Origin of the sequence: Enterovirga sp., assembly GCF_028290205.1 — a bacterium.
Lineage (GTDB): Bacteria > Pseudomonadota > Alphaproteobacteria > Rhizobiales > Beijerinckiaceae > Enterovirga.
The window spans coordinates 1-10,892 of record NZ_JAQGKF010000199.1 but is presented as its reverse complement, the minus strand read 5'-3'; the positions used below and the strand labels follow the sequence as shown (position 1 = coordinate 10,892).

The 10,892-nt window shown below is 69.9% G+C and carries 10 protein-coding genes; 3 read left to right on the top strand and 7 right to left on the bottom strand.

Features of this window, described 5'->3' with window-relative positions; genetic code table 11:
• The 5 genes from JWR86_RS13875 to JWR86_RS13855 form a co-directional block, all read right to left on the bottom strand.
• Nucleotides 1-455: cold-shock protein (locus tag JWR86_RS13875; RefSeq protein ID WP_299566624.1), on the bottom strand; the 455-nt coding region annotated here is incomplete at its 3' end.
• Nucleotides 456-710: 255 nt separating this feature from the next.
• On the bottom strand, nt 711-2,045 hold the full coding sequence (locus JWR86_RS13870) for an O-antigen ligase family protein (RefSeq protein WP_299566621.1): 1,335 nt from the start codon (nt 2,043-2,045) through the stop codon (nt 711-713).
• 10 nt (nt 2,046-2,055) lie between these two features.
• Nucleotides 2,056-3,564 (bottom strand): undecaprenyl-phosphate glucose phosphotransferase, encoded by a 1,509-nt coding sequence (locus JWR86_RS13865; protein WP_299566618.1) that lies wholly within the window; start codon nt 3,562-3,564, stop codon nt 2,056-2,058.
• 80 nt (nt 3,565-3,644) lie between these two features.
• On the bottom strand, nt 3,645-4,841 hold the full coding sequence (locus JWR86_RS13860; RefSeq protein WP_299566616.1) for a glycosyltransferase family 4 protein: 1,197 nt from the start codon (nt 4,839-4,841) through the stop codon (nt 3,645-3,647).
• Nucleotides 4,842-4,855: 14 nt separating this feature from the next.
• Complete coding sequence (locus JWR86_RS13855) at nt 4,856-5,422, bottom strand: polysaccharide biosynthesis/export family protein (protein ID WP_299566614.1); 567 nt, start codon at nt 5,420-5,422, stop codon at nt 4,856-4,858.
• A 197-nt stretch (nt 5,423-5,619) separates the two neighbouring features.
• On the opposite strand from JWR86_RS13855, the gene JWR86_RS13850 reads away from it, so the two are divergent.
• On the top strand, nt 5,620-7,776 hold the full coding sequence (locus JWR86_RS13850; RefSeq protein ID WP_299566612.1) for an exopolysaccharide transport family protein: 2,157 nt from the start codon (nt 5,620-5,622) through the stop codon (nt 7,774-7,776).
• A gap of 25 nt (nt 7,777-7,801) precedes the next feature.
• On the opposite strand, the gene JWR86_RS13845 is transcribed toward JWR86_RS13850, so the two are convergent.
• Entirely contained in the window at nt 7,802-9,013 is a 1,212-nt protein-coding gene (locus tag JWR86_RS13845; protein WP_299566610.1) for a GNAT family N-acetyltransferase, read from the bottom strand.
• Nucleotides 9,014-9,090: 77 nt separating this feature from the next.
• On the opposite strand from JWR86_RS13845, the gene JWR86_RS13840 reads away from it, so the two are divergent.
• A complete protein-coding gene (locus tag JWR86_RS13840) occupies nt 9,091-10,131 on the top strand; it encodes a polysaccharide deacetylase family protein (protein WP_299566608.1) in 1,041 nt (346 codons plus the stop codon).
• Here the strand turns inward: JWR86_RS13840 and JWR86_RS13835 are convergent.
• Nucleotides 10,128-10,337: a DUF2842 domain-containing protein gene (locus JWR86_RS13835; RefSeq protein ID WP_299566606.1), complete on the bottom strand. Its 210-nt coding sequence runs from the start codon at nt 10,335-10,337 to the stop codon at nt 10,128-10,130. The two genes, JWR86_RS13840 and JWR86_RS13835, sit on opposite strands and share 4 nt — an antisense overlap.
• A gap of 142 nt (nt 10,338-10,479) precedes the next feature.
• On the opposite strand from JWR86_RS13835, the gene JWR86_RS13830 reads away from it, so the two are divergent.
• Nucleotides 10,480-10,892, top strand: a 413-nt coding sequence (locus JWR86_RS13830) for a COX15/CtaA family protein (RefSeq protein WP_299566604.1), incomplete at its 3' end; no start/stop codon positions are given.

Below are 10,892 nucleotides of genomic sequence, written 5' to 3'. Positions count from 1 at the left end.
CGGTCGCCGCCGCGGTCACCGTAGCCGGCGCCGGCGCCCGGGCCCGCCCCGGGGCCTGCGCCGAAGCGAGGACGAGCCGCGCCGCGCGGCTGTGCCGTGGAGGTGTCCACGCTCAGAACTTCCGTCACCTGCGGGCCACGCTGCCCAGCCGCGACGCGGACCTGCAGCTTGGTGCCCGGCTCGAGCTCCTGGTGACCGGCCGCCTCGACGGCGCGGACGTGCAGGAAGGCGTCTCCCGAGCCGTCGCTCAGCTCGGCGAAGCCGAAGCCCTTCTCGGGGTTGAACCACTTCACCGTGGCTTCCTGCTCCGGACCGACCGGACCGAGGGACGGACGCGGACCCATCGGGGCGCGAGGAGGCGGCGCCGAATCATACGGGCTCGGACCACGGTCCATGCCGAAATCGTCGCCGAAGCCCCGTTTGCCCGGCCCGCGGAAATCTCGTCCTCTGCTCATCTCAAGACTCGTGTGAAAAAGGCCTGCACGGCACTTTGGGTTGATGCTGACCGGATGTGCCCGCGCGCGCTGCGCGGCGGGTCCTGAGGTCCAACGACTTGCGGCTCCGGGGTGGAAAACGCCTGATCTGTTCGGGGCAGAGCGTGCAAGGGCCGAGACACGAGGATCGAGGGCGACGTCATCATCATTACGACGTCGGCGAAAGAGGTCAAGTCCGTCTTTAGGAGCGGGCAAAATTTCCTTGCGGCAGTCCGGCTACGGACGGCGAGGGGCTGCCTCCAAGGCCCAGGCCGGGGCAGGGGGTCGCAGGGCTTCGGGCGCGGCCACCGTGCCTGCCGCGGCCCTCGCCGCCCAGCGGGTACGGGCGCATTCCAGCCCCCAGACCATGCCCATCATGACATAGACGTGGCGCCAATGGTCGATGTCGATCTGGAAGGCCTGCAGGAAGAACATCAGCAAGGCCGGCACCACCACTTGCGCGCGGTCCCGGTAGGGGGAGGGCACGAGGCATAGCCTCAGGCCGACAAAGGCCGTGGTCAGCACCATGCCCAGGAAGGCGAGGCCGCCGATCCAGCCGCCGTTGGCGAAGCCGCCGATATAGGAATTGTGCGGCTCGATCCCGAAGCGGAGCCGGAAGCGGAGCGGGCCGAAGCCCTCCGGCCGCTCCACCAGCAGCGGGATGGAGCGCATCTGGTTGCCGAAGCGGCCGGTGACGCCCTCGTCGTAATCCTTGGTGATGGTGAAGCGGTCGACAAAGGTGTCGGCCACGGAATCGACGCTCAGCAGCCCGGCCAGCACGCTCGCCGCCACGAACAGCACGGTCATCCCGAGCAGGGCGATGCGGCGGCGGACGCGGGGCAGGCTCGACCGCAGCGTCAGAGCGGTCATCAGGAGGGAGCTGAGGACCAGGGCGCCCCAGGAGCCGCGCGAGAACGACAGGAAGATCCCGGCCACGATGACCAGGAGGCCGAGGCCGGAGAGCACGGGATGCCGCGCCTGGCCGGTGAGCAGCCCGCGCAGCAGGAACAGAGCCCCGAGCGTCAGGAAGGAGCCGAGCACGTTCGGATCCTCGAACACCCCGGCCGCCCGTCCGTCCATCGTGAACAGGATTCCGGTCGGCTGGAAGTAGGACAGGATACCGGCGCACGCCGCAAACAGGCAGCTCGCCACATACGCCTTGGCGCCGAGATCGAAGCGCCGCTCGGCATCCTCTGAGAAGAACATCAGGAAGAAGACGCAGGTCACCATCAGGTAGATGGATTGCAGCGTCCACAGGGTCGGTTCCGGCTCGTCCAGAAAGGGCAGCAGCGCCGTGACCACCCCCAGATGGTAGAGGATCAGCAGCAGCACGAAGACGATGGCGGCCCGGTGCAGGCGGATCCCGAGGGCGACCCACAGCGCCATCGTCGGCACGGCCAGGAAGTCGTAGGGGGAGGGCCGCAGGAAGGTGAAGCAGATGAAGAACACAAACAGGGCGAACAGCCCGTAGCCCACGGCCCTCAGGAGGCGCCTGAACGGGATCGGCGGCGCTCCGGTCAGGGCCGGAGGGAGCGGCGGTGCGCGGCCTGCACAGGCGAAGCTGCCGCGCATCCTGGCGGCCCTAGTAGGCCGTGTCGTGCTTGAGCAGCGCGAAGGGCGTCGCCAGCATGATGTAGAGATCGAAGAAGACGGACCAGTTTTCGATGTAGTGCAGGTCGTGCTCGACGCGACGCTGCAACTTCTCCTGGGTGTCGGTCTCGCCTCGCCAGCCGTTGATCTGCGCCCAGCCCGTGATGCCGGGTTTGACGCGGTGACGCGCGAAGTAGCTGTCGACCACCTGATCGTAGAGCCGGTCCGCCGCCTTGGCCTGGAGCGCGTGCGGCCGCGGGCCGACCAGGGACAGGTTGCCCCTGAAGACGACGTTCAGCAGCTGGGGCAGTTCGTCGATCGAGGTGCGGCGGAGAAAGCGCCCGACCCGGGTCACGCGGGGATCGTCGCGGACCACGAGCTTGCTGGCCGCAGCATCGGTGGCGTCGACCCGCATGGAGCGGAACTTCAGCACCTCCACGAGTTCGTTGTTGAAGCCATAGCGCTTCTGCCGGAACAGGATCGGTCCGGGCGAATCCAGCTTCACGGCGATCGCGGCCAGCAGCAGGATGGGCGAGCAGAGGACCAGCAGGACGGAGCCCACGATCTTGTCGAAGAGCCACTTGATGACGTGATCCCAATCGGCGATCGGCCGGTCGAACACGTCGAGAACCGGCACCGAGCCGACATAGGAATAGCTGCGCGGTCGCAGCCGCAGCTTGGAGGCGTGCGCGGAGAGCCGGATGTCGATCGGCAGCACCCAGAGCTTCCCCAACATCTGAAGGAGGCGGTTCTCGGCCGAGATCGGCAGGGTGAAGATGACGAGATCCACCGGCGTTCGCCGCGCGTGCTCGACGAGATCCGACACGCGGCCGAGCTTCTCGTAGCCGCCGATGACCTTGGGCGAGCGGTCGTCGTCGCGGTCGTCATAGACCCCGACGATCCGAATGCCGCTTTCCGGCTGCGCCTGAAGAAGGCGGATGATCTCGTTGGCCGGCTCACCGCCGCCGACGATGGCCGTGCGGCGGTCGAAGCGACCCGCCCGTGTCATGGCCCGCACCCAGCGCGAGGCGGCGAACCGGAACGAGAGCAGCGAAACGAGGCCGCCGCCGTACCAGATGCCGAGCCAGACGCGCGAGAACTGATCGCCTGCCTTCAGGAAGAACAGGAGCGCGATGGCGCTGAGGAACACCACGGTCCAGGCCACCGTCAGCTTCAGCCCGGTCACGAGGAACGACCGCAGCGCGCCGATCGTGTAGGCGCCGATCGCCTGGAAGGCGAGCGTGGCGAGAGCGGCCACGGCCACCACGGCCGTGGCGTAGCCCCAGCCGAAGGCCGTGATCTTGGACACATAGGCGAGGTGGACGGCTGCACCCGTGACCAGCACCAAGGTGGCCTCGACGATGCGGACGATGCCCGTGACGACCACCGGGGAGATGCGGGAGCTGCGGCTCTCGATGCGGATCGCGCCCGTTCTGCGCGCGTCCGGCTGGTCCGCGACGCCGGGCGTCGCGCTCAGCATCTGCCGGATGTCGATACTCATGCTACGCTCATGCAGCGCGGACGCAGAACGCCGGTCCGTGAGCGGCGACCGCTTGGAGCGCGGATCATCCGCCCAGACGTTTACGGAAGGCTCAACGGGATCGCCGAAAGGTGCCGCTCGTGGGCAATGCCCCGGGCCGCTCGGGCCGCCCGGTAGCCGCCGAGCCCCTCCGTCACCATCCGGTCGATGCAGAAGCGGGAGCGGACATGCCCGCTCAGGGCCACGGTCTTGGCGAGGCGGACCTCGTCCTGTTCGCGCACCTTGCTCAGGATGGCCTGGGCGAGACGGCCCGGATCACCCGGAGGGATGAGTTCGTCCGCATAGGGACCGAAGATCTCGCCGATGCCGCCCACGTTGGTCGACACCAGCGGCTGCTGCGCGGCCGCGGCCTCCAGGATGACGTAGGGCAGCGATTCCGCAAGCGAGGGCACGACCATGATCCGGCCCCGCGAGAGGGCCTGCCGGATCGGCTGCGGCGGCACGAAGGCGGTCGAGTCCCAGATTCCCGCCTGCTGCGTGCGGATGTGGAGTTCCGCCTCGCTCGGCCCCCCTCCCACAACCAGGGTGGTCAGCCGCAGGCCGTGCTCGCGCCGGATCAGGGCCACGGCGTCGATGAGCGTCTCGACCCCCTTCGCCGCGCGCAATTCGCCGATATAGACGAGGTCGAAGGGGTCCGGCACGCGCGTCAGCGGCTCGAACTCGGCATCGGCGATGCCGTTATGGACCACGCGGACCAGCTTGGTGGTCTGGCCCACGCATTGGGCGAACCGGCTCCTGACGTAGTCGCTCTCGAACAGGAAAACGTCCGTGCGGCGGTCGAGCAGGGCTTCCGCCTTCATGTAGGCGTAGTGCACGACCGATCCCGGACGGTAGTTGAAGCTGCCGCCATGCGGCGTGTAGGCCCGGATCGTGGAGCGGTCCTGGCCTGGCACCGAGACAAGCCGCGCGAAGGCGCCGCCCTTGGAGCCGTGGCCGTGCAGGACATCCGGCCGCAGCCGCCGGTGCAGGGATGTCAGGGCGGCCAGGGCGAGGAGGTCGCGCGGATGCGGCATCCGGCGCATCGGCAGGCGGTGAACGCCGAGCGCCAGTTGCCCGGCCAACTCTCCGAGGGTGTCGTCGGCGCGCGCGCCGCCCGTGCTGGAATCGCAGAAGATCCCGACCGCGTGGCCGCGCTCGATCTGCCCGCGCGCCACGTCCAGCACGTGCCGGAACAGGCCGCCGAGCGGCGCCCGGAAGACGTGCAGGATCCGCAGCGGTCGCTCCGACCCCTGCTCCACGGCCGCCGCGGCGCTCAGAACCAGCGCTCCTTGATGACGATCGTGTCGCCGGGCCGGACCGGATAGGTGATCGGGACCTCTCCCCTCACCATGCCTTGACGCGTGCGCCTGGTGAGTTCGGCCACGTCGCGGTCCGCCCGGGGCGTGAAGCCGCCGGCGATGGCGACCGCGGTCTGGACGGTCATGCCGTTCACAAAGGGGAACTGGCCGGAGGTCGTGACCTCACCAAGGATGAAGAAGGGCCGGTAGGTGTCGACCTCCACCGTGACCTTCGGCTCGCGGATGAAGCCCCCTCTCAGCTTGCCTTCGATCGCAGTCGCGGCGCTGGCGGTGGACAGCCCGCCCACCTGGACCGGTCCGATCAGCGGCATCGAGATCCGGCCGGCGGCGTCGATCTGGTAGATGTTCGACAGCGAATCCTGGCCGAAGACGATGATCCGCAGCTTGTCCCCGGTGGCCAGTGTGTAGGCCTCCGCCCCGCGCAGGCCGGCCGAGATGACCGGTCCGGGACGGCGGAAGCACCCGCCCGCCGGGAGGGCGGCGGCAGCGGCGAGGAGGCCGAGGGCATATCGCCTGTTCATGCCAGGGTTCCAGGGACCAGAGATCAGCCGAGTTAGCGGCTCCATGGTTAACAGACAGTGTCGGACGTTCTTCGGGCTGCACCGGGCAGCAAACCACCAGTCGAGTGCCTCCCGCGCGGAGCACTTAACCGCGCCTCAACCTTAATGCTGTCTGTTCGGCAGAAGCGTTCATCGCGTCCCGTCATCGGATCACGCTCATGCCTGAAGTCTACGCGCCGGCTATGGAGAGCTACGCGGGCCCGCCGTCCGAGGCCAGCGTGAGCGACATCGGCCGTGCCGTGCTGCGGCGCTGGCGCTGGGTGGTGCTCCCGGTGGCGGCCGCCTTCCTGGCGTCCGTGCTGTTCGTGATGCTGGTCACCCCCCGCTACACGGGCGAGGCGAAGCTCCTGCTGCAGGCGAGCGACACCTATTTCACCCGACCCGGCAACAACGACCGCTTCGAGCAGCAGGCACAGATCGACGAGCAGGCGGTGGCGAGCCAGGTTCAGGTCGTCATGTCGCGTGATCTCGCCCGCGAGGCGATCCGCCGGCTCGGGCTTGTCGGCAATGCGGAATTCGACCCGGAGGTGGGCGGGCTGAACGTCGTGCAGCGGGTTGTCGTGCTGCTCGGCTTTGCCAAGGACCCGTCGGCGCGTCCGCCTGAAGAGCGGGTGCTGGAGACCTATTACGACCGTCTGCTCGTCTACCCGGTGGGCAAGTCCCGCATCGTGGCGATCGAGTTCAAGTCCAAGGATCCCGATCTTGCCGCCCGGGCGGCCAACACCATCGCCGACCTCTACCTCGGCCAGCAGGACGACGCCCGCAAGGACCAGGCCCGCTCGGCATCGACCTGGCTCGGCTCGAATGTCACGGCCCTGCGGACACGCGTCGCCGAGGCCGAAGCCAAGGTCGAGGCGTTCCGCTCCAAGAGCGGCCTCCTGGCCGGCGCAGGCACCACGACCATCTCGGCGCAGCAGCTGTCCGAGCTGTCTTCGCAGCTTGCCCAGGCCCGCTCGCAGCAGAGCGACACCCAGGCCAAGGCGAAGCTGATCCGCGAGGCGATCCGGGACGGTCGCGCCTTCGAGATCCCGGATGTGGCCAATAACGAGCTGATCCGCCGTCTGCTGGAGCAGCGCATCAACCTGCGCGCCCAGCTCGCGCTGGAGCAGCGCACGCTCCTGGCCCAGCACCCGCGGGTCAAGGAGCTGACGGCCCAGGTTCAGGACCTCGAAGCCCAGATCCGGGCCGCCGCCGAGCGCACCGTGCGGACCCTCGAGAACGACGCCCGCATCGCCGGCGCGCGGGTCGAGTCGATCGAGGCCGCGATCGAGCAGCAAAAGAAGATCGTGGCCGCGGCGAACGAGAACGAGGTCCAGCTCCGCGCGCTGGAACGCGAGGCTCGCATCCAGCGCGAGCAGCTCGAGAGCTATCTCGGCCGCTTCCGCGAAGCCTCGGCCCGGGACACCGATTACGGCGCCCCGCCCGATGCCCGGATCGTGTCCCGGGCCGTCGCGCCCCGGATCCCGTCCTTCCCGAAGAAGCTCCCCATCGTCGCGCTGGCCACCTTCGCGGCCCTGATGCTGTCGCTCGGCACGATCGTCTCGGTGGAGCTCCTGGGATCGAAGCCGACGGCCGGTTTCGGTCTCCTGGCCCAGCAGCGGTCTGGGGCGGGGCGCCCCGTCGCGCCCTATGCGGCGATGAGGGGCCGCGACTTCGATTTCGGTCGCGCCGAGGACGGGCCGATTCTCGACAGCCGGGACGCGGGCCTGATCGATCTGAAGCAGCTCGATCCCGGCTATGACTTCGTGGCGCTGGCGGAGCGGCTGGCGCGGGTCGAACCGGCCGAGGGTGGTCGCCGCGTGCTGGTGAACGGCGTGCAGGGTCGGCAGGACGTGGTGCGGGTGGCGCGCGGTCTCGCCCTCACCCTCGCCCGCACGAAGCGCGTGTTGATGGTGGATGTGGAGCGGGACGAGGCGACTCCCGTCGACGCGACGCCCGGGCTGACCGATCTGGTCGCCGGTGAGGCCACCTTCGCCGAGGTCATTCGGCGCGATGCCAGCTCACCGCTGCACCGGATCCCGGTCGGCACCCTGCTCAACGAGGCGCTGACGGCCTCGCCGGACAGCCTGGACGTGGCCTTGAAGGCGTTTGCCGGCAGCTATGACTGGGTCATCGTGGCGTTGCTGGGCGCGCCGGAGGCGGGCGATGCCATGCTGCCGCTCCTGGCCCCGCGCTGCGACATCGCCGTGCTGGCCTCCAATCTCGAACCCGCCAGCCCCGACCTGGTGAACAGTCACGAGGCCCTGCGGGCAGCCGGCGCGCGCCAAATCGTCGTGGCCCGCGAACTCCCGATGGCCTTCGACCAAGCGGCCTGAACGCCCCGGTCCAGCCGGTGGGCCGCTACGCCGCTCCGCCGGACCGGCGCAACAGCGCGCCCGCCCGGCGCAGCCGTCCAATCACGGCCATGGCGCGCGGAGTTGCTTTGACCCGACGCTTCAGGTCGGTGGCCGCGCGCCGCCCGGCGGCATAGAGCCGGCCGCGCCGGGTGACCGGCAGGACCACGTCGACCAGCGGCTCGGGGCGATCGCAGATGCTGCGCTTGTAGCGCGCGTCCCCGACGCCGAGGTCGAGCACCGCGCGCCCGCGCGCGCATTGCAGCGCGATGACGCGGGTGACCAGGATCTCGCCCGGACTGAATCGCTCTGCCTCGCCACGTTCGAAGGACAGGAACATGCCGCTGAGGCGCCGGCTGTCGGCCGCTCCGCCCAGAGTGGCGACCACCCGCTCTCCGACCACCAGCCCGTAGAGCTCCACGGCGGGCGTGTTGGAGGGGCCAGACGACAGGGCGGCGCGGCGCAGGAAGCGGCGCATGCCGGGATCCGCGAACGGGTCGGCAAGGCCGAGCTCGTCGAACCGCGCCTGCTTCTGGCGGAAGAAGGCGTCGAGGACGCGGTCGACCTCCGCCTCCGTCCGGGCTTCCAGCACGGCGACTGGACCGAGTTGGTCGAGGCCGCGGAGCTTGCTGCGGAGCTTCTTCCGCGCGTCGGCGCTCATGCTGCGCTTCAGCGTGGCTTCCCCGTCCGGCTCGAGCGGCAAGGACCAGGAATCGCTCGGGCTCGGGCTGCCCCCGGCCGCAAACGGGTTCGGCGCGCCGTCCCAGACGCGGGGCACGTTGGTCCAGGCGAGCACGTCCGCCCGCAGAGCCCGGCCGATGTCGCCGAGCAGCCGCGTTGCCGAATCCGGGCGCAGACTGCGCCAGAGATCGGTGCGGCAGGGCGGCAGATTGTAGTTGACGTGCTTGCCGCCGACGGCGCTCGCGATGCGCAGACCGAAGCGGTGCTCCACCGCCAGCGGCACGGCTAGGACGGGGTTGCCGGCACCGTCGCGGGCGATGGCAACCCGGATCTCGGCCGCACCTGCGACCTCGGACAGGTAGGCGGCCAGCCAGTCGAAGCGGCCATAGGGCGACATGGCGGGATCCTGCTCGATCTCGCGCCAGGCCGCCTCGGCGGCCAGAAGGTCGGGCACGATCTCGATGGCGAGGCCGGCGGGCTCGCTCCGCGGAGGGGCGGCCGGTGCCCCAGCGGACAGGGGGGCCGCGATGCTCGTCATGCGGGCGTCCTCGCGACCGACGGGTCGGAGCGTCGAGCGGTAACGGAGCTTTGTTAAACCCGCGCTAAGCCGAGAGCATGGCTTCGCGCGTCAAGCACCGCCTGATCGGAGCCGGGCTCGGCCTCATCGCCGGCACGGCCGCCGACCGTTGGCTCGGTCCGCTCGTGCGCGGGCAGGGCGCCATCCTGATGTTCCACCACGTCAGGCCGGCCCGCCGGGAGCTGTTTCAGCCGAACCGGCTGCTCGAGATCACGCCCGAGCATCTGGACCTCACGCTGACGCTGGTGAAGCGGCTGGGCTATGCCATCGTGCCGCTGGACGAGGTCCCGGCGCGGCTCGCCCGGGGTGACGGGCGCTTTGTCGCCCTGACCTTCGACGACGGCTACCGGGACAACGTGGAGCACGCGCTACCGGTGCTGCGCCGGCATGGCGCGCCCTGGACGCTGTTTGTCACCACCGACTACGCCGATGGCGAGGGGCGGCTCTGGTGGCTCGAACTCGAGGAGGCCGTGCGGGCGCTGAGCGAGATCCCGCTCGGTGGCCGGACCCTCCCGTCCCGGACCCTCCCTGAGAAGGAGAGCGCCTTCGCGACCGCCAATGCCGAGCTGCGGGCCGGCCCCGAAGCGCGGCTGCGCGACACGGTCGCGCGCTGGTTCGACCTTGCGCGACTGGATCGGCAAGCTCTGGTCCGCGGCCTTTGCCTCGGCTGGGACGAGTTGCGGGCGCTGTCCGCCGAGAAGGGGCTCGCGCTCGGAGCCCACACCCTGTCGCATCCCATGCTGGCGAAGCACGAGGAGGCGAGCGCCCGCCGGGAGATCGCCGAGAGCGGCCGCGTCATCGCAGCGCGGCTGGGCCGGCCGGTGCGCCACTTCGCCTACCCGGTCGGCGACCCAAGTTCGGCCGGCGCCCGGGAGTTCCGCCTCGCCCAGGAGGCCGGCTACGCGACTGCGGTGACCACGAGGCCGGGCCACGTGTTCCCGGCCCATGCCGGTCACCTTCTGGCGCTGCCGCGCGTTTCGGTGAACGGTCTGCACCAGACCGAGGCGGCGCTGCGGGCGCTCCTGTCCGGCGTGCCCTTCCTGCTCTGGAACCGCGGCCGCCGGCTGAACGTCGGCTAGCGGATCCGAGGCCCTTCCATCCACTTGATGAGTGGCAGCAACGGCAGGATCCAGGCGACCCCGAGGATCACGTAGACGAGGGTCTGGACGAGCTTGGGGGCTTCAAGGATCCGGCTCTCGGCCAGCGCCATCGCGACCAGGGCGTAGACGCAGACGAAGACCAGGATCGCGACGGTGCCGAGAAGTGTGCGAATTCGGCGGGGCATGAGTGATCCGATCGGGCAGTGACAGGGCGCGGGGTGCGGCTCCGGCGTTCGTTGCCGCTCGCTGCGCCGGGTTCTATGTGTCGCCCGGGCCGGCCACCGCAAGGCTGGGCCGAGCGCGACAGACCCGACCGACGAACACGCCATGCCGCATGCCGCGACACTTCTCGCCGAGGCCGCCCCGGCGCCCGCCCGGCGCGCCCGGCCGCGCTCCGCCTGGGTGAGGGCCTGGATCTGGGGCCTCGTCGTCCTGGTTTTGGCGATGGTGGCGATCGGCGGGGCGACCCGGCTCACCGGGTCAGGGCTCTCCATCACCGAATGGAAGCCAGTGACCGGCGCCGTTCCGCCGCTCTCCGAGCCGGCCTGGCGGGCCGAGTTCGAGAAGTACCGGGCCTCCTCGCAATACCAGAACCTGAACCGCGGCATGGAGATGCCGGAATTCCGACGCATCTACTGGTGGGAGTGGAGCCACAGGCAGCTCGGACGGCTGATCGGGGTGATCTTCCTGCTGCCGCTGCTCGGCTTCTGGTTCGCGGGCTGGATTGGCGGCGGCCTCGC

Bases quoted from the DNA above. Each gene is read 5' to 3' on its own strand.
- JWR86_RS13840 (WP_299566608.1), top strand. From the start codon at position 9,091: ATGGCTTCGCGCGTCAAGCACCGCCTGATCGGAGCCGGGCTCGGCCTC.
- JWR86_RS13845 (WP_299566610.1), bottom strand. From the start codon at position 9,013: ATGACGAGCATCGCGGCCCCCCTGTCCGCTGGGGCACCGGCCGCCCCT.
- JWR86_RS13855 (WP_299566614.1), bottom strand. From the start codon at position 5,422: ATGAACAGGCGATATGCCCTCGGCCTCCTCGCCGCTGCCGCCGCCCTC.
- JWR86_RS13870 (WP_299566621.1), bottom strand. From the start codon at position 2,045: ATGCGCGGCAGCTTCGCCTGTGCAGGCCGCGCACCGCCGCTCCCTCCG.
- JWR86_RS13865 (WP_299566618.1), bottom strand. From the start codon at position 3,564: ATGAGTATCGACATCCGGCAGATGCTGAGCGCGACGCCCGGCGTCGCG.
- JWR86_RS13850 (WP_299566612.1), top strand. From the start codon at position 5,620: ATGCCTGAAGTCTACGCGCCGGCTATGGAGAGCTACGCGGGCCCGCCG.
- JWR86_RS13835 (WP_299566606.1), bottom strand. From the start codon at position 10,337: ATGCCCCGCCGAATTCGCACACTTCTCGGCACCGTCGCGATCCTGGTC.